This window comes from Paracoccus gahaiensis (assembly GCF_005048225.1).
GTDB lineage: Bacteria > Pseudomonadota > Alphaproteobacteria > Rhodobacterales > Rhodobacteraceae > Paracoccus > Paracoccus gahaiensis.
On sequence record NZ_SUNI01000030.1, the window covers coordinates 1 to 24,558 of the forward strand.

Genomic DNA, 24,558 nt, shown 5'->3' on the forward strand with positions numbered 1-24,558 from the left:
GCGGCCGGGCCCGGAGCCAGGCGGTGGAGGCCAGCCAGCCCGGCGCGGGCAGCGCGCCGCCGGTCGGGTGGTCGGGCGCGCGTTCGGGGGCGGCGCCGGCGGCCAGGCGGGTGACGCGGCCGCCCTCGGCCAGGGTCACGTTCAGCGCGGGCGCCACCAAGCCCGTCAGCGCGCGACCGGCCTGGGTGGCGCCTTGCGCGCGCATCAGCCCCATCAGCGCGGACATGGTAGTGTCCTGCCGCGAGAGCCCCGTCCAGCGCAGCGCCGGGACATGGCCGATGGGCGTCACGTCGCGCAGGCCCGGATCCAGCCCCGGCACGACCGGGCCGTTCAGCGTGTCCCGCAGCGTGATGGTGCGGGGCGGGGCGTCCAGCACGCGGATCACCTCGGTCCGGGTCTGGAAGGGCGTCCAGCCCTGCGGGCCGCGATAGCGGTCGGGATTGCCGGGCTGGACCTCTTCGATGGCGATGTCGGCATCGTCCAGATCCAGTGGCGTGATCCCCCAGGAGAGGCGCGGGTTGCGCCCCGACAGGACCAGCGGCAGGCCGGGCACCGTCGCCCCGATCACGCCGCCGCCCTGCAGCTCCAGCCGCGCGAGATAGAAGAGCGACGGCACCGTCAGCCCGACATGCAGGTCATTGGCCAGAAGCGCGCCATCGGCGGCGGTCCGTTGCGGCTCGGCCGCGAAGGCATTGCCGCCGAAGCCCGCGCCGGGCAGCAGGACGCTGAAGGGATCGCGCGGGGCCTCGGCATCGCGGCGGCGCTCGGGCGTGCCGAGCCGGGCGCCCGCAAAGAGCGAGGCATAGGCGGGCAGGTCCGCGGGCCCGCCGGCGCGGCGCAGGATCTGCGGGCCGCCCTCGGGCCAGGCCAGCGACAGGCGGGCGCGCAGGATCTCGTCGGCGGCGGCAGGGCTGCCGGCGGCGGCCAGCAGCTTGAGGATCGCCAGCGAATCGGCGGGCTGCCAGAAGGTGATCACGTCGGGCATCAGGAAGAACTCGGGTGCGCCGCGACCCATCGCGCCCTCGTTGACGATGCCGATCCACCGGTTCACCCCCGCCGCATAGGCCGACAGCGCCGCCCGGGTGGGGGCGTCCTGCACCTCGAGCGAGGCCTGGGCGTGGCGATAGAGCCCCATCCGGCGGGCCAGATCGTCGGCGGGCAGGGCGCGGGGGCCCTGGATCTCGGCCAGGCGGCCTTGGGCGGCGCGGCGCAGCATCGTCATCTGGAACAGCCGGTCCTGGGCATGGGCCAGGCCCAGGGCGAAGAACACGTCCTCGTCCGTCTGCCCGAAGATATGGGGCACGTTCTCGGTCGAGCGCACGATCTCGACCGGGGCCGAGATGCCCTCGACCGCGTAGCCGGCGGTGTAGTCGGGCAGCGAGCGGATGGCGAAATACCAGACCAGCACCGCCGCCAGGACCATCAGGACGATCAGCGCGATGGTCAGCCGCAGAAGCCAGCGAAACAGGGTCAGCATGGGGGGCAGGGTCCTTGCGGCGGGAATGCGGTCGGGCGGGTTGACCCCGCTGCGCTTGGGTGGTGGTGTGCTGCATAGGACAGGCGTGCGGCCAATTCAACGCGCCCGCGCGGTCCGCGACATCCGACGGAGGACGACATGGCCAAGACGGCATTTCTGGGACTGGGCGTGATGGGCTTTCCCATGGCCGGGCATCTGGCCAAGGCGGGGCATCAGGTCACGGTCTACAACCGCAGCCCCGCCAAGGCGGAGGCCTGGACCGCCGAGCATGGCGGTGCGTCGGCGCCCACCCCGCGCGCCGCCGCCGAGGGCGCCCAGATGGTGCTGGCCTGCGTGGGCAACGATGACGACCTGCGCCAGGTCTGCCTGGGGCCCGACGGGGCCTTCGCGGGGATGCAGTCGGGGGCGGTCTTCGTCGATCACACCACCGTGTCGGCCGAGGTCACGCGCGAGCTGGCCGAGGTGGCGCAGGCGGCGGGCATCGCCTATGTCGACGCGCCCGTCTCGGGCGGCGAGGCGGGCGCCAAAAACGGCCAGCTGTCCATCATGTGCGGCGGCGCCGAGGCCGATGTGGCGCGCGCGGCGGAGGTCGTGGGCGCCTATGCCAAGATCTGCCGCCGCATGGGGCCGGTCGGCGCGGGCCAGATGACCAAGATGTGCAACCAGATCGCGATTGCGGGGTTGGTTCAGGCGCTGTCGGAATCGCTGGCATTCGCGCGAAAGGCGGGATTGGACGTGGCAGAGGTCGTCGAGGTGATCAGCCAGGGGGCAGCCGGCAGCTGGCAGATGGTCAACCGCCACGCCACGATGGCGACAGGGTCTTTCGATCACGGGTTCGCAGTGGACTGGATGCGCAAGGATCTGGCGATCTGCCTGGCGGCGGGGGACGAGTTGGGCGCGGCCCTGCCGGTGACGGCGCTGGTCGATCAGTTCTACAAGGACGTTCAGGGGATGGGCGGAGGACGATGGGACACCTCGTCCCTGATCGCCCGACTGGACCGCTGATACAGGCGCGGGACGGGTTGCAGGAGGACGGAAACTTCGTTTTTTTGGCCCGGCTTGGGGCCTTCCCGATTCTCGTGGCGGGTCGGGGGACATTTGGAAAGGACTGCAGCCATGGCTGAACGCATCTTTCGCGGACAGATGGAGTTCGACATCGTCGGTGTCAACGAGCACGAGGCGGTCGGCGAGATGGAGGTGACCGAGGCCATCCTCAACGGCTTCGGCACCATCCAGGCGGGCGCGCTGGTCTGGTTCGCGGATGTCGTCGCGATGAGCTTGGTGCTGGGCGACGAGCAGCCGCAGGAGGGGCGGGACAATTTTCCCGTCGCCGTCACCCTGAACGCGCAGCTGCTGGGCAGCTGCCGCGACGGGCATCTGGTCGCCCGGGCGCGCTGGATGATGCAGGAGGGCGATGTCCTGGCGGTGCGCACCAAGGTGCGCGATGCCGAGGGGCGGGTGCTGCTGGACCTGACCTCGACGCTGGTGGGCGCGCATTGACGCGGATCGTCGTCCGATAAAGGGGGGCTGCCCGCCCCCCTCTTGGCCTGCGGCCAATTCACCCCCCGGGGATATTTTCGCCAAGATGAAGGGCCAGGCGCTTCTCGGCTGCGTGGATCGCATAGAGGCGCAGGGCGGTGGCGAGGCCGACGCCCGGGGGGCGCGCATGGTCGATGCGCGCGATGAGGGCGGCGCGGGTCAGGTCGTGGGCCGCGGCCTCGCGGGCCAGCGCCCTCCAGAACGGATCCTCGAGCGAGACCGAGGTGCGGTGGCCGTCGATGCTGACCGAGCGCTTGACCGGCGCGGTCAGGGGGGGAAAGTCAATCATCGCCGGGGGCGGGGTCGTCCTGGCGATGCGCCTCCAGCCGGAGGGCGGCGCGGGTCTCCTCGGCCGTGCGGGCGTCGCGCAGATGGGCGGGCTCGCCGAAGCGGGCGGCATTGGTGTCGCCGGTGGCGCGTTTGGCGATGCGGGCGCGCTGCTTGCGGGCTTGGCGCAGATTGACGATGCTGGTCATGGGCGGTCCCTTGCGGCTGCGCGCAGTCTGCCGCGCGGGGGCGGGGCTGGCAAGAGGAGGTGCGCCATGACGGTTCCGACCCTGACGACCGCGCGGCTGGTCCTGCGCACGATGCGGATCGCCGATTGGCCGGGCTATGCGGCGCTGATGGGGTCCGAGCGGGCAGAATATATGGGCGGGCCCTTCGGGGTGGCGGCCGCCTGGGGGATGTTCTGCAGCGATCATGCTCAATGGGAGTTTTATGGCTCGGGCGCGCTGATGATCGAGGATCGCGCCTCGGGTCGGACCTTGGGGCAGGTCGCCATCAATCGCGGGCCGCTGTTTCCCGAACCGGAGCTGGGCTGGATGGTCTGGCCCGATGCCGAGGGGCGGGGGATTGCCTTCGAGGCGGCCCGGGCCATGCTGGACTGGGCGCAAGGGCAGGCGGGGCTGGACAGCCTCGTCAGCTATGTCGATCCGGGCAATGCCCGCTCGATCACGCTGGCTTTGCGGCTTGGCGCCGTGCGGGACGCGACGGCGGCGCGCCCCGATCCGGCGGATCTGGTCTTCTGCCACAGGGTCCGGGCGCGCGCTTGAGACGCGCCCGGTCCGGTCTCAGCCCTTGGGGCTGATCATGTCCTCGGGGCGGACGACGCGGTCGAAGGTCTCGCCATCGACGAAGCCCAAGGCGATCGCCTCTTCGCGGAGCGTGGTGCCGTTCTTGTGGGCGGTCTTGGCGACCTTGGTGGCGTTGTCATAGCCGATGGTCGGCGCCAGCGCCGTCACCAGCATCAGCGATTCGCGCATCAGCTGGTCGATGCGCTTGACGTTGGCCTGCGTGCCCACGACCATGTTGTCGGTGAAGCTGCTGGCCGCGTCGCCCAGAAGCTGCATGGATTGCAGCACGTTGTAGGACATCATCGGGTTGTAGACGTTCAGCTCGAAATGGCCTTGGCTTCCGGCAAAGCCCACGGCGGCGTCATTGCCCATGACATGGGCGCAGACCATGGTCAGCGCCTCGGCCTGGGTGGGGTTCACCTTGCCCGGCATGATCGACGAGCCGGGCTCGTTTTCGGGCAGGATCAGCTCGCCCAGACCCGAGCGGGGACCGGAGCCCAGGAGGCGCATGTCGTTGGCGATCTTGAACAGCGATCCGGCCACGGTCTTAAGCGCGCCCGAGAACATGACCATCGCGTCATGGGCGGCCAGCGCCTCGAACTTGTTGGGGGCGGTGACGAAGGGCAGGTCGGTGATCTTGGCGATTTCCGCAGCGATGGCCGTGTCCCAGCCCACCTTGGTGTTCAGGCCGGTGCCGACGGCGGTGCCGCCTTGGGCCAGCTCGTAGATGTCGGGCAGGCAGGCCTTGACGCGTTCGATCCCCTTGCGGACCTGATGGGCATAGCCGCCGAACTCCTGACCAAGCGTCAGGGGCGTCGCATCCTGCGTGTGGGTGCGGCCGATCTTGATGATGTCCTTGAACTCGGCGGACTTGGCCTCGAGCGCGGAGGCCAGCTTGTCGAGACCGGGCAGCAGCACGTCGCGGGCCAGCATGGCGATGCCCACATGCATGGCGGTGGGGAAGGTGTCGTTGGACGACTGCCCCATGTTGCAGTGATCGTTGGGATGAACGGGCTTTTTGCTGCCCATCTGACCGCCCATGATCTCGATCGCGCGGTTCGAGATGACCTCGTTGGCATTCATGTTCGACTGCGTGCCGGAGCCGGTCTGCCAGACGACCAGCGGGAAGTTGTCGTCGAACCTGCCCTGGAACACCTCGGTCGCGGCCTGCTCCATCGCCTCGGCCAGATCGGCGGGCAGATCGCCCGTGGCGCGGTTCACGCGGGCGGCGGCCAGCTTGATGGCGCCCAACGCGCGGATGATCGGGACCGGCTGGCGTTCCCATCCGATGGGGAAGTTGATGATCGAGCGCTGCGTCTGCGCGCCCCAGTACTTGGAGGCGTCAACCTCCAGCGGGCCGAAGCTGTCTGTTTCGGTGCGGGTCATGGTCATCCGGGTCGCTCCCTCACGGTTTCGTGGGGGTTGTAGCGGTCGGGGCGGGGATAGGCAATTCGCATGCCGTGGCATGCTGGCGCAAACAGGCGGGGCTCAGGCCTCCAGTGCCTGCATGGCCGCCCGCAGGCTGGGGGTCAGCGCCTCGGGCAGGGGCAGGATCGGGCGGGGCGGCTGTGCGTCGGTCAGCTCCATCAGGCGGGCGCAGGCATGCACGACCCGCAGGCTGCCATGGGCCTGGAACAGGTCCCACATGGGGCGGAACCGCGCCTGCACCCGGTCGGTCTGCGCCCGGTCGCCCGAGCCCGCCGCGCAGGACAGGGTCAGCGTCTGGTCGGGCCACAGCCCCGCCGCGACGCTGAACCAGCCATCGGCATGGCTGAGCAGCGCCTCGGGGCAGCCCCAGTCGCCGCTATAGCCGATGACGAAGCCCGGGGGCAGATCCGCGCGGAGGGCGGCGATCTGGCCGGCATAGTCGCCATTCGCCGGCAGGGGCATCTTGACCGCCGTCACGGTCGGCAGCGCCGCCAGACGCGCCAGCAGCGCGGGCGAGAAGGTGAAATGCGTGGTCGAGGGGTTGTTGTAGATGCAGATCGGTAGGTCCGAGGCGCCCGCGACCGTCTCGAAATGGGCAAACACCTCGTCCTCGGTCAGCGGCGTGTAGGACATGGGCGCCAGCAGCAGCCCTGCCGCCCCCGCATCCGCCGCATGACGGGCCAGCGCGGCCGAGATGTCGCTGCGCAGCGCGCCCACGCCCACGATAACCGGCACCTTGCGCCCGGCCGCCTCCAGCGCGGTCTCGACCACCGCGCGGCGTTGGCCGGGGTCCAGATAGGCATAGCCGCCGGTCGAGCCCAGCACGCCGATGCTGTCCACCCCGGCGCGCGCCAGCCGCAGGATCAGGCGGCGCAGATCGGCGGCCAGCAGCCTGCCCTCGGCATCGGTGGGGGTGATGGGAAAGGCCGTCAGCCCGCGCATCGCCTTGGGCCTACTTGCGCCAGCGGTCGAGGCGCACGACCTCTCCGCCGCCCGAGGGGGGCGTGTCGTCGCCGTCATCCTCGACATCCAGCTGGAATTCGGCGTCGGCCTGGGCGTCCTCATCCTCGTCCTCGTCGTCATCCTGCGTCTCGAAGCGCAGGCCGAATTCGACCGAGGGGTCCACGAAGGTGCGCAGCGCGTCGAAGGGGATCTTCAGCGGCTCGGGCTGGTTGCCGAAGTTCAGCGTGATGGTGAAATGGTCGGGCTGGATGGTCAGGTTGTCGAACCAGTGCTGGATGACGATGGTCATCTCTTCGGGATAGCGGTCGCGCAGCCAGGCGGCCATCTCGACGCCCTCGTCGCGCGTGTCGAAGGTGATGAAGAAATGGTGCTCGCCGGGCAGGCCTTCGGTGGCGATCTTGCGCAGCACCTCGGCGATCAGCCCCTGCATCGCGCGACGCATCATCCCGCCGTAATCCAGTCCCTGCCGCGCCATGCCGTGCCCTTTCCTGTCTCTGCCCAAGCATAGGGATATGACCGGCGATGAAAAGGGGGGCGGCCAAGGTTTCAGGCGGGGAGAATCAGCCGCAGGATCCCGCACCGCCGGCCGGCACCCCGGCGCGAAATCGCAGGGCGGGCACGGGCATCGCCCGGCCCAAGCCCCGCCCGGGCCGTCATTCGCCGGGGATGGTCTGGCTCTGCGAGGACGACGGGACAGCGTATGGCAGATGCGTCATCCCGTAGGCCCGCAGGGATCGCGCGGTGGAGATGAGGTGCTTCACGATCGCATACTCCTCGACCACGGCCACCCAGTCATCGCTGCCCACCAGTTCCAGGTTGGTGCCGTCGGGCGCCCGGGGCGCAAAGCTGACGATGTGCTGGACACCGATCGAGATGGGAGAATTGGTGTCACGTTCAGTGACTTCGATAAACATGGCGATGCCCCGCGTTCCGGTTTCCCGGACCTTCGCCGGGCATCCTCCTGGGGTCAAGAACTATACGGTACTCAACCTGAAGTAATCTTCGTGACGAGGGATCGGCCCGTTTCCAATGCCCGGATGGCAGGCGCCGTGACGCGGCGCGCGGTCCTCACCCTGGGGCGAAGCGGTCGGAGTGGTGCCATGGACCGCGCGCGACCGGCTGCCGAACCATGCACGCGCGGACATCCGTCAGGGTGCCACATCGATGCGCTGAGAAGAGGGGGGATAAGGTGCAGGATTCTGTTGCCAGGCTCCTGCGGGCCCCGCCTTACGCTGCTAGGCGCAAGGGCTTAGGTTTCGATCTCTCGAACTGCTTACGCAGCCAGAGCGACCGGAGCACGGTTGTCGTTGGCAACTGTACAATTTGCACCGATATCGGTGGTAGCTCACCGAGACAAAGCATAACCCCTTTAGACGTTCGTCGATCCTGTTTCGACCCCATTGTCCCCCAACGAGGGTGATCTGGTGGAGTCGCCGGGTACCGCCCCCGGGTCCGATCCGCTTATTACGAGCGCGTTTATGTCCATAGTCCGGATTGCTCCGGACAGGACCGATATAGGACATTCCCCGGCCTGCCGCAAGATGACGGGATGCGTCCTGCAAAACTTCGATGCCCGGACCGATCCCCCCGGACATGCAAAAGGGGGCGTCACCGCCCCCTTGATCCGTGCAGGAAAAGGCCCTGGGGCCGTCAGCTTTCCTCAGCGACCTGCTGGCGGGCAACGCCGGTCAGTTCGGCCATCTTCGCGCGGATCGTCGCAGCATCGGCATGGCCCTGCAGGTCGGCCTCGACCTTGCGGAAGACGTCCTCCTCGCCGGGCTCGTCGAAATCGGCGCTGACCACGGTCATCGCATAGCTGCGCGCCTCGTCGCCGGTCTTGCCCAGCAGGTCTGCGGCCCATTCGCCCAGCAGGCGGTTGCGGCGCGCCTCGGCCTTGAAGCGCAGGTCGGCATCATGGGCGAACTTGCTTTCATAGGCGCGTTCGCGATCGTTAAAGGTGGACATGGATCACTCCTGACTGTCTTGTGTCCCAGATATGCCCCTCGGGGCCACCTGTCGCAAGCCTCGTATTGCCCCCGGGTGGCATTCTGCGCTAAGCCGCATCTTCAGGGACATGCGAAAGGACGGGGAGCCCATGGCACCGCGGCGCAAGAAGGTTTACGAAGGCAAGGCGAAGATCCTGTACGAAGGGACCGAGCCGGGCACGCTGATCCAGTATTTCAAGGACGACGCCACCGCCTTCAACGCGCAGAAACGCGCCACGATCGAAGGCAAGGGCGTGCTGAACAACCGCCTGTCCGAGTTCTTCATGAACGGGCTGACGAATATCGGCGTCCCCAACCACTTCATCCGCCGCATCAACATGCGCGAGCAGCTGATCCGCCAGGTCGAGATCATTCCGCTGGAGGTGATCGTGCGCAACTTCGCCGCCGGGTCGCTGTCCAAGCGGCTGGGGCTGGAGGAGGGCACGCTGCTGCCCCGTCCGATCGTCGAATACAGCTACAAGAACGACGAGTTGGGCGACCCGATGGTGTCCGAGGAATACGTGATCGCCTTCGGCTGGGCGACGCAGCAGGATCTGGACGACATCATCAGTCTGGCGCTGCGCGTGAACGACTTCCTGTCGGGGGTCTTCTACGGCGCGGGGATCAAGCTGATCGACTTCAAGATCGAGATCGGCCGGGTCTGGGACAACGACTTCATGCGCCTGATCGTGGCCGACGAGATCAGCCCCGACAGCTGCCGGCTGTGGGACGTCAAGACCGGGCAGAAGCTGGACAAGGACGTGTTCCGCCGCGATCTGGGCAACCTGACCGACGCCTATACCGAGGTCGCCCGCCGTCTGGGCCTGATGCCCGCCAACACGACCAGCCTCAAGCCGACCGCGATCAACTGAACAGAAGGACTGCCGCCATGAAGGCACGTGTCACCATCATGCTGAAGGACGGCGTCCTCGACCCCCAGGGCGAGGCGATCCGCCATGCCCTGGGGGGCCTGGGCCACAAGGACGTCGCGGGCGTGCGCCAGGGCAAGCTGATCGAGCTGGACCTGACCGCCACCGACGCGGACGCCGCCCGCGCCGAGGTCGAGGCGATGTGCAAGGGCCTGCTGGCCAATACCGTGATCGAGAAATATTCGATCGAGATTGCGTAAGCTTTCACCTGACGCTGCGGCAACCCGCGCTTATCGCCGGGTTGCCGCACCGAACCCGTTGCAAAGCGGGATCATTTCACGCCCAATGTGCGGATGACGAACCAGACCCCTTCCCCCTCCGACACAGCCCCGGTCATCACGATCTCGGGGCTGCACAAGTCCTATGGCCAGCTGGACGTGCTGAAGGGCGTGTCCATGACGGCGCCGCGCGGCCATGTGATCAGCCTGATCGGGTCCTCGGGCTCGGGCAAGTCGACGCTGCTGCGCTGCTGCAACCTTCTGGAAAACAGCCAGGACGGCGAGATCCTGTTCGAGGGCGAGCCGGTGCGCTGGAAGGGCCGGGGCCAAGCCCGCGTGCCCGCCGACCGCGCGCAGGTCACGCGGTTCCGCACCAACCTGGCGATGGTCTTCCAGCAGTTCAACCTGTGGGCCCACATGACGATCCTGCAGAACGTGATGGAGGCCCCGGTGACCGTGCTGGGCGAGGATCGCGGATTGGTCGAGGCCCGCGCCCGCAACCTGCTGGCCAAGGTCGGCATCGGCGACAAGGCCGATGCCTGGCCCGCGATGCTGTCGGGCGGCCAGCAGCAGCGCGCCGCCATCGCCCGGGCGCTGTGCATGGAGCCCAAGGCGCTGCTGTTCGACGAACCCACCAGCGCGCTGGACCCCGAACTGCAGCAGGAGGTCGTGCGCGTCATCAAGGATCTGGCGGGCGAAAGCCGCACGATGATCCTCGTCACCCATGACATGCGGCTGGCCGCCGATGTCAGCGACCACGTCGTCTTCCTGCATCAGGGCGTGGTCTGCGAAGAAGGCCCGCCGGACCGGCTGTTCGGGAGCCCGCAGACCGACCGTCTGCGCCAGTTCCTGTCCGCCTCGATGGCCCAATAAAAGACCCCAACAGGAGACCATGTTCATGAAATCGCTGACCCTTGCCGCCACTGCCCTGGCCTTGACCGCCGGTCTGGCGCCCGTATCCTCGCTGGCCCAGACCCAGACCGTCCGCATGGGGACCGAGGGCGCCTATGCCCCCTACAACTTCATCGACGACGCCACCGGCGAGGTCACCGGCTTCGAGATCGAGCTGGGCAATGCGCTGTGCGAACGCGCCGGGCTGGACTGCACCTGGGTCCGCAATGACTGGGATTCGATCATCCCGAACCTCGTGTCCTCGAACTACGACACGATCATGGCCGGCATGAACATCAACGAGGAACGCCAGGCGGTCATCGCCTTCACCCAGCCCTACACGCCCGCCATGCCCTCGGCCTATGCGGCGCTGTCGGCCGACGTGGATGTCGAAGGCGGCATCATCGCGGCCCAGACCAACACGATCCAAGCGGGCCATGTGGCCGGGACCGACGCCGTGCTGCTGGAGTTCCCGAACCCCGACCAGACCGTCGCCGCCGTCCGCAATGGCGAGGCCGACGCGGTCTTCGCCGACAAGGACTTCCTGGCCCCCATCGTGGAAGAATCGGGCGGAGAGCTGGTCTGGGTCGAGGGCTTTGACACCGTCACCCTGGGCGAGGGCATCGGCATGGGCCTGCGCCAGTCCGACACCGAGCTGCTGGAGACCTTCGACGCCCAGATCGCGGCGATGAAGGAGGATGGCAGCCTGAACGAGCTGATCCTCAAGTGGTTCGGCGAGGACGCGCTGGTCTTCGAATGATCTGACCCGCCGCCGCAGGCCCTTGTCCTGCGGCGGCCCTCGCGGGGCCTTCCATGTTCGCATATTGCGCCGATCCATCCCTGCTTGAAGGGCTTGCCTGGCTGTCGTGCTACCTGACCTCGGGCACGCATCTGCTGTTTTATGCGAGCTTCGGGACCGTGCTGCTGCTGCTGGCCGTGACGGCGCCCATCGCGCTGCTGTTCGGGTTCGGCGGCGCCATGGCCTCGCGCTCGCGGATCGCGCCGCTGCGCTGGTTCGGGGGGCTCTATACCTCGATGGTGCGGGGGATTCCGGACATCATCTTCTTCCTGTTCGTGCCGATCGCGCTGGACCAGGGCTTCGAATGGCTGCGCCATCAGGTCCTGTGCGAGACCGACGCCCCGGTCCGCCAAGGCAACGATTTCGTCGTCTGCGCGGCGGCCAAGCTGCCGCTGAACACCGCCGCCCCCTGGGTGCATGACGCCTATGGGCTGCTTCTGGCGGTCATCGCCTTCTCGGTCGTCTTCGGCGCCTTTGCCGCCAACGTGCTGTCGGGCGCCATGAATGCCGTGCCACGCGCGCAGCTGGAAACGGCCGAGGCCTATGGCATGACGCCAAGGCAGGTGAACCGGCGCGTCCTGATCCCGCAGATGTGGACCTATGCCCTGCCGGGCCTGTCGAACCTGTGGATGATCCTGATCAAGGCCACGCCGCTGCTGTTCCTGCTGGGGGTCGAGGATATCGTCTATTGGGCGCGCGAGCTGGGCGGGTCCAAGACCAGCGCCTTCACCTATCCCCATCCCGACTGGCGGCTGTACTATTTCCTGGGGATCCTGGTCTTCTATCTGGGGATGACCTGGATCTCGGGGAGGGTGCTGGACCGGGTGACGCGGCGGCTGTCGCGGGGGCAGGCGACCATGGGCGGTGATGCCGGACGCGCGGCGGTGCCAGCATGAGCTGCGTCCAGACGATCATGGACTACTGCCTGCGCTCGCTTGGCATCGGCGAACGGCTGCTGCCGCGCGCCGACTATACCCTGTGCCAGCAGGCGACGCTGATCGGCTCGGGGCTGATCTGGAACCTCTATTTCGCGATCATCGCGCTGTCGGTGGGCTTCTTCATCGCCACCGCGCTGGCGCTGGCCAAGACCAGCCCCAACCCCTGGCTGCGCAAGCCCGCGGATGCCTTCATCTTCGTCTTCCGGGGCAGCCCGCTGTTCATCCAGTTCTTCATCGCCTACGAGATGCTGGTCCTGCTGCCGCGCGCCGGGATCGAGGTCATGGGGATGACCGTCCAGACCAGCTGGCTGACGCGGGCCTGGGCGGGGGCGCTGATCGTCCTGATCCTGAACACCGCCGCCTACAGCGCGCAGATCTTTCACGGCGCGCTGATGACCGTGCCGCGCGGCGAAGTCGAGGCGGCGGACGCCTATGGCCTGACCGGCTGGAAACGGTTCCGCCGGGTGATCTGGCCCACCATGCTGCGGCTGGCCTGGCCCAGCTATACCAACGAGGCGATCTTCCTGTTCCACGCCACCACGCTGGTCTATTTCTCGGGCTTCCCGGCCTTCCAGCAAAAGGGCGACGCGCTGTACTACGCCAGCTACTTCGCCGACCGGACCTTCAATCCCTTCGTCGCCTATCCCATTGCGGCGGCGTATTTTGTCGCCGCGACCTTGGCTTTGATCTGGATCTTCGGCAGGGTGAACCGGCGGCTGAACCGCCACCTTCCGGGCGCGGCCCGCCGCATCCGCTATCGCCCCTTATTGATGAGATAATCCATGGAATGGCTGCGCGAACATCCCGAGGTCAAGACGATCCGCATGGCGGCCGCCGACCTGAACGGCGTGGCCCGGGGCAAGCGGATGCCGGCACGCTATGCCGGCAAGCTGCTGGAGGAGGGGACCAAGTTTCCCTATTCCGTCCTCAACCTGGACATCTGGGGCGAGGATGTGGAGGACAGCCCGCTGGTCTTCGAATCCGGCGATCCCGACGGGCTGCTGCTGCCCACCGAACGCGGGTTCCTGCCCATGCCCTGGCTGGACGCGCCCACGGGCCTGTTGCCCTTGTGGATGTTCCATCCCGACGGCACCCCCTATGACGGCGATCCGCGTCAGGCGCTGGCACGGGTGGCGGAACGCTATGTCGCCGCCGGGCTGACGCCTGTGGTGGCGACCGAGCTGGAATTCTTCCTGATCGACGACAGCGGCAAGACCCTGCGCGTGCCGCCCAGCCCCCGGTCCGGCAAGCGCCGCACCGGGGGCGAGGTCCTGTCCCTGCGCGCCCTGGACGCGTTCGACCAGTTCTTCACCGCGCTCTATGATGCCTGCGAGACGATGGACATTCCCGCCGACACCGCCATTTCCGAGGCGGGGCCGGGCCAGTTCGAGATCAACCTGATGCATCAGGCCGATCCGCTGAAGGCCGCCGACGACACCTGGCTGTTCAAGATGCTGGTCAAGGGCATCGCGCGGTCCTACGGCTTTGCCGCCAGCTTCATGGCCAAGCCCTACGAGGTCTTCGCGGGCAACGGGATGCACATGCATTTCTCGATCCTCGACAAGGATGGGGTCAACATCTTCGACAATGGCGGCGAGGAGGGCACGGCCGCCCTGCGCCAGGCCGTGGCGGGCTGCCTGCGCGCCCTGCCGGGATCGACGCTGCTGTTCGCCCCGCACGAGAACAGCTATGACCGGCTGGTGCCCAACGCCCATGCTCCCACCGGCATCGGATGGGCCTACGAGAACCGCACGGCGGCGATCCGCATTCCGTCCTCGGGGCCCAAGGCGCGGCGGATCGAGCATCGCGTGGCGGGGGGCGACGTGAACCCCTACCTGACCATCGCGGCCATCCTGGGTGCGGCGCTGATCGGCCTCGAGGAGGGGCTGGAGCCGCCCGCGCCCTTCAAGGGCAATGCCTATGACAAGCATCTGGACCAGCTGCCCGGCGATTGGGGCGCGGCGATCGAGGCTTTTGACAGCTGCCCCGACATCCGCCGTATCCTGCCCGCCCATCTGGTCGACAACTACCTGATGACCAAGCGGCAAGAGCTGCATTACATGGCGGAACTGTCCGACGAGGAGACGGTCGAGCTGTATCTGGACACCGTCTGATCCCTAGCCCGCGTCCCGCGCGATGTGGTCGCGGGCGACCGACATGGATTTCAGGATGGCATGGGCGGGCTCGCCGGGCTGCAAAGCTAGCTGATCGGCGGCGCGGCGGGTGATGCGGGCCAGCAATTGGTCCGGACCCACGGCCAGCCGGACCATCACCGCCGGGCCGTCGCCGATGCGCTGGTCGATCACCCGCACGGGCAGGATGTTCTGCGCCGACAGCCCCTCGGGCCGGGCGCGCGACAGGATCACGTCATGCGCCATGATCCGCACCTGCAGCCCCGTGCCCGGCGCCGCATCGACGCGAGGCAGCCAGATCGTGCCGGTGGCGGTGGTCAGCTCGGACATCCCGTCGGGGTGGTGACGCAGCACGGTGGCGCGCAGCATCGCCGCCGCCTCGCGCAGGCCCACCGCGCGCAGGGCGGCGGGGTCCGACAGGACGGCGGCGGTCGGACCTTCCGCCACCATCCGTCCGGCGGCGATCACCACCATCCGGTCGGCCAGCGCCTGCGCCTCGGTCAGATCGTGGGTGACCAGCACGACGGGCATCGCCAGATGCGCGCGCAGCGTCTGGATCCGGGCGTGCAGCCCCTCGCGCGTGGCGCGGTCGACGGCCGAGAAGGGCTCGTCCAGCAGCAGGGCCTGCGGGCGCCGGGCCAGGGCCCGGGCGATGGCCACGCGCTGCTGCTGGCCACCCGACAGCTGCGCGGGGCGGCGGTCCGCCAGCCCGCCCAGATCGACCAGATCCAGCAGGCGCAAGGCCTCGGGCAGGCGATGGGCGCGGGGCAGGTCGCCCATGGCGCAGGCGACGTTCTGCGCCGCCGTCAGATGCGGGAAGAGGGCATAGGACTGAAAGACCACGCCCACGCGGCGCCGGTCGGGCGGCAGGGTCACCCCGGCCTGCGTGTCCAGCCAGACCGCGCCGCCCGCCACCACACGCGCCTGCGCCGGGCGCCATAGCCCCGCGATCGTGCGCAGCAGCGTGGTCTTGCCGGACCCCGACGGCCCGACCAGTGCCAGCAATTCGCCCGGCTCGACCCGGAAGGACAGGTCCAGCGGGATCGGGCCGGTGTCATGGGCCATGACCTCCAGCGCCATCAGCCCAGCCTCCGCCCGATGCGGGCCGACAAAAGCGTGGTGGTCAGGATCGCGCTCAGCGAGATCGCCACCAGCACCGCCGACATGATCGCCGCGCCCCGGTCGTCGAAGCCCTGCACGCTGTCATAGATGGAAATCGCGATGGTCCGCGTCTCGCCGGGGATGGAGCCGCCGACCATCAGCACGATCCCGAACTCGCCAAGCGTATGGGCGAAGGTCAGCACCAGCGCGGTCAGCACGCCGGGCCAGGCCAGCGGCAGCTCGATTCGCCACAACCGGCGCAGGGGGGACATGCCGCAGCAGGCGGCGGCCTCGCGCAACTCCACGCCCACGGCCTCGAAGCCGCGCTGCGCGGGCTGGATCGCAAAGGGCAGGTTGAAGAGGACCGAGGCCAGCACCAACCCCGGAAAGCTGAAGACCAGCTGCCCGCCGAAGACCTGCGTCCACAGCTGCCCCAGGGGAGAGGCCCCCCCGAAGGCCGTCAGCAGGTAGAAGCCGAAGACCGTGGGCGGCAGGACCAGCGGCAGCAGGATCAGCGCCTCGACCAGCCGCTTGCCCGGAAAGCGGTGATAGGCCAGCGCCCGCCCCGCCAGGATCGAGACCGGCAGCAGGATCGCCACGGTCCATCCGGCCAGATGCAGCGACAGGGCGAGGGCGGTCCAGTCCACCCCCTAGCCCTCGGGCCGTTCGAAACCGTAGCTTTGCAGGATCGCCCGCGCCGGTGGCTGCTGCAGATAGGCGTAGAAAGCCCGCGCGACCTCTCCGGCATCCGTCAGCAGCACCATGCGCTGGCGCAGGGGCGCGTGCAGATCGGCGTCGATCAGCGCGACATCGGCGCGGGCCGCCAGATCGGGGGCGAGGGCCAAGGAAGCGGCGATGATCCCGCCCGAGGTGTCGCCCGACAGCGCGAATTGCGCCGCCTGGCTGACATTCTCGCCCAGGACCAGCCGGGGCTGGATCCGGTCCCACAGGCCCCGCGCGCGCAGCGCCTCCTGGGCGCGGCGGCCATAGGGGGCGTGGTCAGGATTGGCGATGGCAAAGCGGGTCACGCCCCCGGCATCCAGCAGCCGTGTCAGATCGTCCAGCCGCGCGTCGGGGGTCAGGGCCGATCCCTTCGGCGCCACAAGGGCGATGCGGCCCAGGGCGTAGAGATCGCCCGGCCCCTCGGTCAGCCCCTCGGCCTGCAGCCCGGCCACGAAGGATTCGTCGGCGGCCAGAAAGACCTGGAACGGCGCCCCCGCCCGGATCTGGCGGGCGAAATTGCCCGTCGATCCGAAGGCCAGGCGCACCGACTGCCCCGTGTCGCGGGTGAAGGCCGCGGCGATCGGGGGCAGGGCGAATTGCAGGTCCGAGGCGGCGGCCACCACTGGCGCGGCCCCCTGCGCAGCGGCAAGGCGCGGCGGGATCAGGCAAGCCGCGGCGGCGGCCAGCAGAAGGCGGCGTCGGGTGGGGCTCATTCCTCGGGGTCTCCGGCGGCTAGGTCGGGCGGCGGCGTCGGACCGGTTATCCGACGGGCCGGGCGGGTCTTTCAAGCGTTATTTCCTGCCGGATATATCGCCCGTGTCTGACGCGGCAGGATGATCCGAATGCCACAGGGGCGCATTAGACGTGTGCGCATACCTGACGGCTCTTCCGAAAGTTGATCGAAGTGTTCTAGACTGTTCACTCAACAACCTGCAGGGGTGCGCAATGTCGAAGGGTCGAGGCAAGAGCGGCGCCACAGCGGGGCGGATGCGCGCGATAGCCCTGCTGCTGGCGGGGCTGGCGCTGTCCGCCTGCACCGAGGGGCCGGCCAGCCTGCTGGCCACGCCCGCGCAGTTGCAGGAGCGCACCCCCTTCACCCAGGTCGCGCCCACGCAAAGCTGGATCAACGCGCCGGACATCGTGCTGGTGATGCAGCGGGGCTTGCGCGGCGAATCCCAGCAGCGGGTGGCCTTGGCCAACCAGACCGGCGTGCCGGGCGACAATGTCGTCATCATGCGCGCCCAGAGCCTCAGCGGCCGGCCGGGGCGATTCGGCTACGAGGACTTCATGTCCCGCATCGGCGGCGCCCCGGCGCCCTTCGCCGACGTGACCTCGGGCGACTTGGTCACCGCCGAGGACGAGGTCGGCCCCTATTTCTGGACCGAGGAGCGGTTCGGCGACGACACGATCTGCGTGCTGGGGATCCGTCGCATCACCTCGTCGCAGCGGTTGCTGCCGGGCACGGCCACGGTGATGGACATCATGCTGCGCAACTGCGTGCGGGGCGACGCCGAGGATGCCCTCGGCCCCCTGATGAGCGGAAGCGTCAGCGCCCCCCCAGTCACCGGCGCCGTCGTGGGCGAATCGCGCGTCATCTCTCCTCTGGCCGCCCCGGCGGTCCGCTGACACATCACCCTCCCCTTGCCGAAAAGGCTCCCCGCAGATGACCCGAGGCCGTTCCTTCCCGCGGTGGTTCCTGCCCTTGTGGCTGGTGGCCATCATTCCCGTCCTGATCCTGGCCTCGGTGCCGACCTCGAACGCGGCGCAGGCGATGCTGGGCGTGGCCTCGGTGGCGCTGGTCGCGGGCCTCAAGCCCTTCGCCGCGCATATCGTGGCGCGGATCGCGCTGATGAGCATCGCCAGCGTCACGGTGATCCGCTATCTGGTCTGGCGGCTGACCTCGACCCTGCCGGATGTGGACCTCAGCCTGTCCTTCGTGCTGGCGATGCTGCTGCTTCTGACCGAGATCTATTCGATCCTCGTCTTCTTCCTGAACGCCTTCATCACCGCCGACCCGGTCATGCGCGACCTGCCGCCCCAGGTCCGGGCCGAGGATCTGCCCACCGTCGACATCCTGGTGCCGTCCTATAACGAGCCCATCGAGATGCTGTCGATCACCCTGTCGGCGGCCAAGAACATGATCTATCCCGCCCGCCTGCGCCGGGTGGTGCTGTGCGACGACGGCGGCACCGACCAGCGCTGCAATTCGGACAATCCGGTGCTGGCCAAAAGCGCGCAGGCGCGGCGCGCGGCCTTGCAGCAGCTGTGCCGGGATCTGGGCGTGATCTATTCGACCCGGGCGCGCAACGAACATGCGAAAGCCGGCAACATGAGCGCCGCGCTGGAGCGGCTGGATGGCGAGCTGGTGGTGGTCTTCGACGCCGATCACGTGCCCTCGCGCGATTTCCTGGCGCGCACGGTGGGGTATTTCACCCAGGATCCGCGCCTGTTCCTGGTCCAGACGCCGCATTTCTTCATCAACCGCGACCCGATCGAGCGCAATCTGGGCCTGAAATGCCCGCCCGAGAACGAGATGTTTTACGGCAAGATCCATCCCGGCCTCGACCGGTGGGGCGGCGCGTTCTTCTGCGGCTCGGCGGCGGTGCTGCGAAGGAAGGCGCTGGACAGCGTCGGCGGGTTCGCGGGCGAGACGATCACCGAGGATGCCGAAACCGCGCTGGAGATCCATTCCAAGGGCTGGCGCAGCATGTATCTGGACCGCGCGATGATCGCGGGGCTGCAGCCCGAGACCTTCGCCTCGTTCATCCAGCAGCGCGGCCGGTGGGCGGCGGGGATGATGCAGATGCTGATCCTGAAGAACCCGCTGCTGCGCAAGGGCCTGAACCCGCTGCAGCGGCTGTGCTACATCAACTCGATGTCCTTCTGGCTGTTTCCGCTGATCCGGATGGCCTATCTGCTGGCGCCTTTGTCCTACCTGTTCTTCGGGGTCGAGATCTTCGTGACCACCCTGAACGAGGCGGCCGCCTATGTGCTCAGCTACATGGCCATCGTGCTGCTGGTGCAGAACGCGGTCTTCGCGCGGCAGCGCTGGCCGCTGATCTCCGAGATCTACGAGATCGCGCAGGCGCCCTATCTGGCGGGCGCGATCATCCGCACCGTGCTGCGGCCCCGCGCGGCCACCTTCAACGTCACCGCCAAGGACGAGACGCTGGCCGAGGATTACATCTCGCCCATCTATCGTCCGCTGCTGATCCTGTTCGGGCTGACGGCGGCCGGGGTGGTGGCGCTGATCGCGCGCTGGATCGCCTTCCCGGGCGACCGCAGCGTGCTGATGGTGGTGGGCATCTGGGCGGTGCTGAACATGCTGCTGGTCAGCATCTCGCTGCGCGCCGTGTCCGAAAAGCAGCAGCGCCGCGCCTCTCCGCGCGTGGCGATGCAGGAAAAGGGCAGCCTGCGGTGGGAGGGCTCGGACGGCAAGGCGATCCCGATCACGGTCTGCGACGCCTCGACCAGCGGCGTGGGCCTCGAGATGCGCGAATTGCCCGGATCGGTGCGGCTGCGCCCGCCCGCGCTGCGATCCGAGGTGATCTTTCGCCCCGCCTTTCCCCATGCCCCGCATCTGGAACGCGACGTGCGGGCGGTGCTGCTCAAGACCTCGACGGCGGGCAGCGGGGCGGTGGTCCTGAACCTGCAATTCGTGGCCGAACAGGACATCGACGTGCGCGAGGCGGTGGCCCATCTGATCTTCGGATCCTCGGAACACTGGCTGGCGCAGCGCCGCGCCACGCAATCGGGCAAGGGTCTGATCGCGGGGCTGTTCTATGTGCTCAGGCTGACCCTGACCTCGATCCCCCTGACGGTGCGGGATTTCGCGCGCGAACCGGCCCGCCGGCGCCGGGCCGCGCTGAAGGCCGGGCAGACGGCGATCCCGGCCCATCTGGTCGCCTTCGGGGCGGATTTCGACACGCCCGAACATCGCGAGGAACGTCCCATGACGCCCGAGGAACTGATCGGGGGGGTCAGCGCATGAGCCTGCACTCCCCTCGTCCGATGCTGCGGTGGCTGGCCTGTGGCGCGCTTGGCCTGTCGGTGCTGGCCGCCGCGCCGGTCCTGGCGCAGGACACCGCCCCGCCGATCATCAGCCTTCCGGGGGCGTCCGGCGCGACGCCCTTGGCGCCCCCCTCGGGGATCATCCCTGTCGGGCCCGGCGGGGGCGACAGCCCGATGATCCAGCTGCAATCCGCCGCCGGGCCGCCGGTCGGCGAGGCCCCGGGCGAACCCCTCGTCGTGGCGCCGGTCGAGCGCGACCGCACGCTGGAGATGGAGCCCCAGGGCCAGGACTGGCTGCTGCCGCTGGTCGCGCCCACCGCGATCCTGCCGCAGGAGGTGCGGATCGGGGAAAGCCTGCCCGCGCCCGGCATCCTGCGCCTGACCGGCGAGACGGCCTCGACCCGGCTGCGGCTGGATCTTCCGGCCAGCGTCGTCACCCCCTCCGAATTGCGGCTGGCGCTGCGCTCGGGCGTCGATGTGCTGACCGGGTCGGGCCTGCTGCAGGCCTCGGTGAACGGCGCCGATCCGGTCGAGATCCCGCTGCCGGGCGCATCGGATTTCACTACCGTCAGCCTGCCCAGCACCGATCTGGTCGCGGGGGCCAACACCATCGCGCTGAGCGTCCGCCAGCCGCACCGCATCTTCTGCGGCCCCGAGGCCAGCTTCGATGTCTGGACCGAGATCGACCTGGCCTCCAGCGGCGCGGCGCTGACCGCCACCGCGCTGCGCCCCGATGCCGAGGGCTTCGCCCATGCCGTGCGCGCGCAGCTGGCCCGCAGCGGATCGCTGGACCTGCTGGTCGAACCCACGGTCGACAGCGCGGTGCTGCGCGAGGCCTCGGGCGTGATGATCGCCAGCCTCGCCGCGGTGGGGCGTCTGGCGGTCAACTCGTTCTATGGGCTGCAGGCGCCGCAATATGCCGCCGTGGCGCTGGTCGCCTCGGATCGCAGCGGGCTCAGCTATCGGCGCGGGGCCAGCGGCGCGATCGTGCTGCAGGTCGAATACCAGGGCGACGCGCTGCCCGACCTGACCGGCGCGCTGCCGATGCTGGACGCCGTCCGCCCGCCCACCGCCCGGATCCAGCCGGGGCAGGCCACGCCCCTGTCCGAGCTGGGCGTCGCCGACATCCTGGGCAACACGCATTACTTCCGGCGCGACATCCCCTTTTCGCTACCCGACGACTGGCTGCTTCTGGCCAACCAGAAGGCGCGGCTGACCCTGCGCTACGGTTTCTCGCGGTCGCTGGCCGAGGGGGCGATCCTGCTGGTCAAGGTCAACGAGCAGACCGTGCGCCTGCTGCCCCTGGACCGCGACGGCGGAGAGATCCTGCCGCCGCTGGCGGTGGGCTTCAATGCCAGCCTGCTCAATCCGGGCCGCAACATCCTCAGCTTCGAGATGATGGTCCCGGGGGCGCCGCCCGACGAGGCCTGCCCGATCCGCACCACCGACATGCTGGTGGTGCTGGCCGAGAGCACCCTGCAGATCCCGCCCTCGCCCTCGATGACCCTGCCGGGGCTGGCCGCGCCGTTTTCCGGGCTGACGCCCGCGCGGGTCACCGTCCCCGCCGAGCTGACCTCGGACGTGGAGTTGCAGGCGCAGGCGTTGCGGCTGGCCTCGGGCCTGTCCGAGCCGCTGGTCCCGAACCCCGCCGTGTCGCTCAATGTGATCCGTCTGGGCGACCTGCGGCTGGTGCCGCTGGACGATGCCGGGGTGACGCAGCGCCAGGTGCAGGACCTGCTGCTGCCTGCCCGGGCCCTAGGCGCGGGCAGCGCCGAACCCGCCACGCCGGATCAGGCCCCGGCCCCCGCCGCCACCGCCACAGAACCGGCCGCCCGGGGCTTTCGCCTGGACGAAGGCCCCGAGGCGGCGGCGCAGGCGGCCCCCGGCCTTCTCAGCCGGTTCGGGACCTGGATCGGCAGCGCCTTCACCGCGCAGGGCCGGCTCTGGCGCGATGCCACCGAGTTCCGGCAGACCGCCTTCCTGGGCTCGCAACTCAGCCTGCCCGACTGGATGGACGGGCGCCGGGGCGACGCGCTGCTGTGGCGCCCCGATCCCGCCCAGCCCGAGGCGCTGTGGCTGATCCTGTCGCCGCAGGTGGCGGTCGACTCGGTGGCCGACCGGCTGGACCGGCTGATCGCCAACCGCACCGCCATCGGCGAGGCGGCGGTGCTGCGTCCCGACGGCACCTGGGACATCTGGACGCCGATCCGCCCGCCCGTGCTGCGCGAGCGGCTGGCCGGCGCCGACCTGCGCGCGATCCTGGGCAATTATGCCTCGTGGTCGCCGCTGCTCTTCACGCTGGCCCTTCTGGGGCTGGCGCTGCTCTCGGCGCTTCCGGCGCTGATCTACATCCTCGCCACGCGCGAATGGAAGGATCGACCATGAACCGACGGGCATGTCTGTCGCTGATGATGGCGGCGGTGGCCGCCGGGGGCCCGGCGCTGGCGCAGGACGGGGTGCGGACCCTGACCGACCCGGCCCATCCCCTGCGCCCGGCCTGGGAGGCGTGGAAGGCCCTGTGCCTGACGCCCGACGGTCGGATCGTCGATGGGTTCCAGAGCGGCGCCAGCCATTCCGAGGGGCAGGGCTATGGGCTGGTGCTGGCCGCGACCTTCGGGGACCTGCCGGCCTGCCAGGCCATCGTGACCTGGACCGAGCGGCATCTGGCGGTGCGCGAGGACGCGCTTCTGGCTTGGCGCTGGCGCCAGGACGCGACGCCGCAGGTCACCGACCGCAACAATGCCAGCGACGGCGACCTCTTCTATGCCTGGGGCCTGATCCTGGCCGAGGCGCAGGGCGCCAGCGCCGAGTTCCGCCCCCGCGCCGTGGCCATCGCGCAGGATCTGGCGCGGCTGTGCCTGGCCGACCATCCCGATGGCAGCGGGCAGATCCTGCTGCTGCCCGCCGCGATGGGCTTTCTGCGCGAGACGGGCGTGGTGGTGAACCCGTCCTATTACATGCCGCTGGCGATGACCGAGCTGGCCGAGGCGGCGGGCACGCCGCGTCTGGCGCAGGCCGGGCGCGACGGGGCGGCGCTGATCGACGCGCTGGCGCAGGACGGGCCGGTCCCGGACTGGGTGATGATCGATGCCGCGGGCGTGCAGCCCGCACCGCCGGAATTCTCGGGCCTCTCGGGCTACGAGGCGGTGCGGGTGCCGCTCTTCGCCTTGTGGTCGGGGCAGGCGCAGGGGCAGGCCGTGCGCGCCCATGTCGCCGCGACCGCCGAGGATGACGCGGCCATGGCGGGGCAGGGCACGCCCACCCGGATCGACCCCCGCACCGGCGAGGTCAGCGAGCGCAGCCCGCATCCCGGCTATGCCGCCGTGGCGCGTCTGGCCGAATGTGCCTCGCGCGGCGGCACCGGCTCGCTGATGCCCCGCTTTGACGTTGACCAGCCCTATTATCCCGCGACCCTGCATCTGATGTCGCTTGTCGTGCAGATCACGACCTATCCGAGGTGTGTTCCCCTATGACCCGCAACGCCGTCCTTGCCGCCCTCTTCGCCCTTGCCGCCGGGATGGCGCAGGCCCAGACCCAGGATGCCCCCGATCCCGAGGAACTGCTGGCGCTGACCTTCTATTACCAGCAGCAGGACCAGGCCTCGATCCGATCGGAACTGCAGCGGCTGCAGGTCAGGTATCCGAACTGGCAGCCGCCCGAGGATCTGTCGCGCCTGACTGAAAGCGGCCCGAGCGCCGAGATCGACACCATCTTCCGGCAGATCGGCGCGGGCCAGTTCGACGAGGCCCGCGCGACGATCGACCAGACGCGGATCGCCTTTCCTGACTGGCAGCCCCCCGAGGACATGCTGTCCCTGCTGCAGACGAACGAGGGCCAGACCCTGCTGGATGCGGCCCTGACCGAGGGCAATCTGGACCGCGCCCTGTCGCTGGCGGGCGAGCGGCCGGGCCTTCTGCGCTGCGACCGGATCAACAATGCCTGGCGCATCGCCGAGGCGCAGCAGGCCGCGGGGCTGGCCCCGGACGCGCTTGGCACCTATCGCGCGGTGCTGGGCGCCTGCGTGACCCCGGCCGACATCGTGGCGACGCTGGAAAAGGCCAGCGCCGTCGCCTCGATCGAAGAGATGCAGGGGCTGTTCGCCCAGGCCCTGGCGCGCTTTCCCGAGATGACCCAGACCCTTCAGCCGGTGCAGCAGCGCCTGCTGGGCAGCGCCGCACCCGGGGCCACGGCCCCCGCCGCCGCCGCCCCCACGACTGGCACGACTGCCACGACTGCCACGACTGCCGCCCCTGCGCAGGCGGCGACCACGACGACGCCCGCTCCGGCCCCTGCGCCGGCGGCGACCCCTGCGCCGGCGGCGACCCCGGCCCCCGTGCCCACGCCTGCCCCC

25 protein-coding genes, 1 other RNA gene and 1 pseudogene are annotated in these 24,558 nt (G+C 69.3%); 15 read left to right on the forward strand and 12 right to left on the reverse strand.

All coding sequences use genetic code 11. From position 1 onward, the window contains the following. The coding region (locus FA743_RS18285; protein WP_136887519.1) for a penicillin acylase family protein at nucleotides 1-1,477 on the reverse strand (1,477 nt) is incomplete at its 3' end. A 138-nt stretch (nucleotides 1,478-1,615) separates the two neighbouring features. Here FA743_RS18285 and FA743_RS18290 point away from each other — a divergent pair. Together FA743_RS18290 and FA743_RS18295 are read left to right on the forward strand one after the other, a co-directional pair. Continuing rightward, nucleotides 1,616-2,482, forward strand: coding sequence for an NAD(P)-dependent oxidoreductase (locus FA743_RS18290; protein ID WP_136887520.1), 867 nt, complete (start codon nucleotides 1,616-1,618; stop codon nucleotides 2,480-2,482). A 111-nt stretch (nucleotides 2,483-2,593) separates the two neighbouring features. After that, nucleotides 2,594-2,977, forward strand: coding sequence for a PaaI family thioesterase (locus FA743_RS18295; protein WP_135313597.1), 384 nt, complete (start codon nucleotides 2,594-2,596; stop codon nucleotides 2,975-2,977). 58 nt (nucleotides 2,978-3,035) lie between these two features. Here the strand turns inward: FA743_RS18295 and FA743_RS18300 are convergent, their stop codons facing one another. Both FA743_RS18300 and FA743_RS18305 read right to left on the reverse strand, forming a co-directional pair. Then, nucleotides 3,036-3,305: a ribbon-helix-helix domain-containing protein gene (locus FA743_RS18300; RefSeq protein ID WP_136887521.1), complete on the reverse strand. Its 270-nt coding sequence runs from the start codon at nucleotides 3,303-3,305 to the stop codon at nucleotides 3,036-3,038. Beyond that, nucleotides 3,298-3,492: a DUF4169 family protein gene (locus FA743_RS18305; RefSeq protein WP_136887522.1), complete on the reverse strand. Its 195-nt coding sequence runs from the start codon at nucleotides 3,490-3,492 to the stop codon at nucleotides 3,298-3,300. The genes FA743_RS18300 and FA743_RS18305 overlap by 8 nt, the downstream gene beginning before the upstream one ends. A gap of 66 nt (nucleotides 3,493-3,558) precedes the next feature. Between FA743_RS18305 and FA743_RS18310 the strand changes: the two genes are divergently transcribed. Continuing rightward, nucleotides 3,559-4,068 (forward strand): GNAT family N-acetyltransferase, encoded by a 510-nt coding sequence (locus FA743_RS18310; RefSeq protein ID WP_136887523.1) that lies wholly within the window; start codon nucleotides 3,559-3,561, stop codon nucleotides 4,066-4,068. An 18-nt stretch (nucleotides 4,069-4,086) separates the two neighbouring features. Here FA743_RS18310 and fumC read toward each other — a convergent pair whose 3' ends face one another. The 6 genes from fumC to FA743_RS18340 all read right to left on the reverse strand — a co-directional run bounded on the left by fumC (nucleotide 4,087) and on the right by FA743_RS18340 (nucleotide 8,445). Then, nucleotides 4,087-5,481: a class II fumarate hydratase gene (gene fumC / locus FA743_RS18315; protein WP_136887524.1), complete on the reverse strand. Its 1,395-nt coding sequence runs from the start codon at nucleotides 5,479-5,481 to the stop codon at nucleotides 4,087-4,089. Between the two features lie 96 nt (nucleotides 5,482-5,577). Beyond that, a complete protein-coding gene (locus FA743_RS18320) occupies nucleotides 5,578-6,459 on the reverse strand; it encodes a dihydrodipicolinate synthase family protein (protein WP_136887525.1) in 882 nt (293 codons plus the stop codon). Nucleotides 6,460-6,469: 10 nt separating this feature from the next. After that, nucleotides 6,470-6,955 carry an SspB family protein gene (locus tag FA743_RS18325; RefSeq protein ID WP_136887526.1) on the reverse strand — a complete coding sequence of 162 codons (486 nt, stop codon included), beginning with the start codon at nucleotides 6,953-6,955 and terminating at the stop codon, nucleotides 6,470-6,472. A 178-nt stretch (nucleotides 6,956-7,133) separates the two neighbouring features. Beyond that, the gene (locus FA743_RS18330; protein WP_136887527.1) at nucleotides 7,134-7,394 is read right to left on the reverse strand and encodes a hypothetical protein; all 261 of its coding nucleotides are present in this window, start codon (nucleotides 7,392-7,394) and stop codon (nucleotides 7,134-7,136) included. A gap of 274 nt (nucleotides 7,395-7,668) precedes the next feature. Beyond that, nucleotides 7,669-8,024, reverse strand: a transfer-messenger RNA (tmRNA) gene (gene ssrA, locus FA743_RS18335). A gap of 106 nt (nucleotides 8,025-8,130) precedes the next feature. Further along, nucleotides 8,131-8,445, reverse strand: coding sequence for a DUF1476 domain-containing protein (locus FA743_RS18340; protein WP_136887528.1), 315 nt, complete (start codon nucleotides 8,443-8,445; stop codon nucleotides 8,131-8,133). 130 nt (nucleotides 8,446-8,575) lie between these two features. On the opposite strand from FA743_RS18340, the gene purC reads away from it, so the two are divergent. The 7 genes from purC (at nucleotide 8,576) to FA743_RS18375 (ending at nucleotide 14,354) form a co-directional block, all read left to right on the forward strand. Continuing rightward, nucleotides 8,576-9,337 carry a phosphoribosylaminoimidazolesuccinocarboxamide synthase gene (purC, locus tag FA743_RS18345; protein ID WP_131575411.1) on the forward strand — a complete coding sequence of 254 codons (762 nt, stop codon included), beginning with the start codon at nucleotides 8,576-8,578 and terminating at the stop codon, nucleotides 9,335-9,337. 17 nt (nucleotides 9,338-9,354) lie between these two features. Beyond that, entirely contained in the window at nucleotides 9,355-9,594 is a 240-nt protein-coding gene (gene purS / locus FA743_RS18350; RefSeq protein ID WP_136887529.1) for a phosphoribosylformylglycinamidine synthase subunit PurS, read from the forward strand. 93 nt (nucleotides 9,595-9,687) lie between these two features. Continuing rightward, complete coding sequence (locus tag FA743_RS18355; RefSeq protein WP_136887530.1) at nucleotides 9,688-10,485, forward strand: ABC transporter ATP-binding protein; 798 nt, start codon at nucleotides 9,688-9,690, stop codon at nucleotides 10,483-10,485. A 25-nt stretch (nucleotides 10,486-10,510) separates the two neighbouring features. Continuing rightward, a complete protein-coding gene (locus tag FA743_RS18360; protein WP_136887531.1) occupies nucleotides 10,511-11,263 on the forward strand; it encodes a transporter substrate-binding domain-containing protein in 753 nt (250 codons plus the stop codon). Between the two features lie 53 nt (nucleotides 11,264-11,316). Further along, complete coding sequence (locus FA743_RS18365) at nucleotides 11,317-12,198, forward strand: ABC transporter permease (protein ID WP_136887532.1); 882 nt, start codon at nucleotides 11,317-11,319, stop codon at nucleotides 12,196-12,198. Further along, nucleotides 12,195-13,019 (forward strand): ABC transporter permease, encoded by an 825-nt coding sequence (locus FA743_RS18370; protein WP_136887533.1) that lies wholly within the window; start codon nucleotides 12,195-12,197, stop codon nucleotides 13,017-13,019. The genes FA743_RS18365 and FA743_RS18370 overlap by 4 nt, the downstream gene beginning before the upstream one ends. A 3-nt stretch (nucleotides 13,020-13,022) precedes the next feature. Further along, the gene (locus FA743_RS18375; protein ID WP_136887534.1) at nucleotides 13,023-14,354 is read left to right on the forward strand and encodes a glutamine synthetase family protein; all 1,332 of its coding nucleotides are present in this window, start codon (nucleotides 13,023-13,025) and stop codon (nucleotides 14,352-14,354) included. Nucleotides 14,355-14,357: 3 nt separating this feature from the next. On the opposite strand, the gene modC is transcribed toward FA743_RS18375, so the two are convergent. Genes modC through modA form a run of 3 tightly spaced genes read right to left on the reverse strand, consistent with a single transcriptional unit; the run spans nucleotide 14,358 to nucleotide 16,909 of the window. Beyond that, the gene (modC, locus tag FA743_RS18380; RefSeq protein ID WP_136887535.1) at nucleotides 14,358-15,452 is read right to left on the reverse strand and encodes a molybdenum ABC transporter ATP-binding protein; all 1,095 of its coding nucleotides are present in this window, start codon (nucleotides 15,450-15,452) and stop codon (nucleotides 14,358-14,360) included. Beyond that, nucleotides 15,452-16,120 (reverse strand): molybdate ABC transporter permease subunit, encoded by a 669-nt coding sequence (gene modB / locus FA743_RS18385; protein WP_136887536.1) that lies wholly within the window; start codon nucleotides 16,118-16,120, stop codon nucleotides 15,452-15,454. Before modB ends, modC begins: the two co-directional genes overlap by 1 nt. 3 nt (nucleotides 16,121-16,123) lie before the next feature. Then, a complete protein-coding gene (gene modA / locus FA743_RS18390) occupies nucleotides 16,124-16,909 on the reverse strand; it encodes a molybdate ABC transporter substrate-binding protein (RefSeq protein ID WP_136887537.1) in 786 nt (261 codons plus the stop codon). Nucleotides 16,910-17,141: 232 nt separating this feature from the next. Between modA and FA743_RS18395 the strand changes: the two genes are divergently transcribed. The 5 genes and pseudogenes from FA743_RS18395 to FA743_RS20500 form a co-directional block, all read left to right on the forward strand. Beyond that, entirely contained in the window at nucleotides 17,142-17,822 is a 681-nt protein-coding gene (locus FA743_RS18395; RefSeq protein WP_136887538.1) for a hypothetical protein, read from the forward strand. A 37-nt stretch (nucleotides 17,823-17,859) separates the two neighbouring features. Beyond that, nucleotides 17,860-20,187 (forward strand): UDP-forming cellulose synthase catalytic subunit, encoded by a 2,328-nt coding sequence (gene bcsA / locus FA743_RS18400; RefSeq protein ID WP_136887539.1) that lies wholly within the window; start codon nucleotides 17,860-17,862, stop codon nucleotides 20,185-20,187. After that, complete coding sequence (locus tag FA743_RS18405; protein WP_136887540.1) at nucleotides 20,184-22,592, forward strand: cellulose biosynthesis cyclic di-GMP-binding regulatory protein BcsB; 2,409 nt, start codon at nucleotides 20,184-20,186, stop codon at nucleotides 22,590-22,592. The genes bcsA and FA743_RS18405 overlap by 4 nt, the downstream gene beginning before the upstream one ends. Next, nucleotides 22,589-23,680 carry a family 8 glycosyl hydrolase gene (locus FA743_RS18410; protein WP_136887541.1) on the forward strand — a complete coding sequence of 364 codons (1,092 nt, stop codon included), beginning with the start codon at nucleotides 22,589-22,591 and terminating at the stop codon, nucleotides 23,678-23,680. Before FA743_RS18405 ends, FA743_RS18410 begins: the two co-directional genes overlap by 4 nt. Continuing rightward, nucleotides 23,677-24,558 (forward strand): annotated as a pseudogene (locus FA743_RS20500) (hypothetical protein); the annotation flags it as partial. The gene FA743_RS18410 and the pseudogene FA743_RS20500, both read left to right, overlap by 4 nt.

Excerpts from the sequence above, each read along its gene's own strand:
- FA743_RS18300 (WP_136887521.1), bottom strand. The coding sequence starts at position 3,305 with ATGATTGACTTTCCCCCCCTGACCGCGCCGGTCAAGCGCTCGGTCAGC.
- FA743_RS18405 (WP_136887540.1), top strand. The coding sequence starts at position 20,184 with ATGAGCCTGCACTCCCCTCGTCCGATGCTGCGGTGGCTGGCCTGTGGC.
- fumC (WP_136887524.1), bottom strand. The coding sequence starts at position 5,481 with ATGACCATGACCCGCACCGAAACAGACAGCTTCGGCCCGCTGGAGGTT.
- FA743_RS18310 (WP_136887523.1), top strand. The coding sequence starts at position 3,559 with ATGACGGTTCCGACCCTGACGACCGCGCGGCTGGTCCTGCGCACGATG.
- FA743_RS18395 (WP_136887538.1), top strand. The coding sequence starts at position 17,142 with ATGTCGAAGGGTCGAGGCAAGAGCGGCGCCACAGCGGGGCGGATGCGC.
- FA743_RS18320 (WP_136887525.1), bottom strand. The coding sequence starts at position 6,459 with ATGCGCGGGCTGACGGCCTTTCCCATCACCCCCACCGATGCCGAGGGC.
- FA743_RS18290 (WP_136887520.1), top strand. The coding sequence starts at position 1,616 with ATGGCCAAGACGGCATTTCTGGGACTGGGCGTGATGGGCTTTCCCATG.
- FA743_RS18295 (WP_135313597.1), top strand. The coding sequence starts at position 2,594 with ATGGCTGAACGCATCTTTCGCGGACAGATGGAGTTCGACATCGTCGGT.
- FA743_RS18370 (WP_136887533.1), top strand. The coding sequence starts at position 12,195 with ATGAGCTGCGTCCAGACGATCATGGACTACTGCCTGCGCTCGCTTGGC.
- FA743_RS18375 (WP_136887534.1), top strand. The coding sequence starts at position 13,023 with ATGGAATGGCTGCGCGAACATCCCGAGGTCAAGACGATCCGCATGGCG.
- FA743_RS18360 (WP_136887531.1), top strand. The coding sequence starts at position 10,511 with ATGAAATCGCTGACCCTTGCCGCCACTGCCCTGGCCTTGACCGCCGGT.
- bcsA (WP_136887539.1), top strand. The coding sequence starts at position 17,860 with ATGACCCGAGGCCGTTCCTTCCCGCGGTGGTTCCTGCCCTTGTGGCTG.
- FA743_RS18365 (WP_136887532.1), top strand. The coding sequence starts at position 11,317 with ATGTTCGCATATTGCGCCGATCCATCCCTGCTTGAAGGGCTTGCCTGG.
- FA743_RS18410 (WP_136887541.1), top strand. The coding sequence starts at position 22,589 with ATGAACCGACGGGCATGTCTGTCGCTGATGATGGCGGCGGTGGCCGCC.
- FA743_RS18305 (WP_136887522.1), bottom strand. The coding sequence starts at position 3,492 with ATGACCAGCATCGTCAATCTGCGCCAAGCCCGCAAGCAGCGCGCCCGC.
- purC (WP_131575411.1), top strand. The coding sequence starts at position 8,576 with ATGGCACCGCGGCGCAAGAAGGTTTACGAAGGCAAGGCGAAGATCCTG.
- purS (WP_136887529.1), top strand. The coding sequence starts at position 9,355 with ATGAAGGCACGTGTCACCATCATGCTGAAGGACGGCGTCCTCGACCCC.
- FA743_RS18330 (WP_136887527.1), bottom strand. The coding sequence starts at position 7,394 with ATGTTTATCGAAGTCACTGAACGTGACACCAATTCTCCCATCTCGATC.
- FA743_RS18340 (WP_136887528.1), bottom strand. The coding sequence starts at position 8,445 with ATGTCCACCTTTAACGATCGCGAACGCGCCTATGAAAGCAAGTTCGCC.
- modA (WP_136887537.1), bottom strand. The coding sequence starts at position 16,909 with ATGAGCCCCACCCGACGCCGCCTTCTGCTGGCCGCCGCCGCGGCTTGC.
- FA743_RS18325 (WP_136887526.1), bottom strand. The coding sequence starts at position 6,955 with ATGGCGCGGCAGGGACTGGATTACGGCGGGATGATGCGTCGCGCGATG.
- modC (WP_136887535.1), bottom strand. The coding sequence starts at position 15,452 with ATGGCGCTGGAGGTCATGGCCCATGACACCGGCCCGATCCCGCTGGAC.
- FA743_RS18355 (WP_136887530.1), top strand. The coding sequence starts at position 9,688 with ATGACGAACCAGACCCCTTCCCCCTCCGACACAGCCCCGGTCATCACG.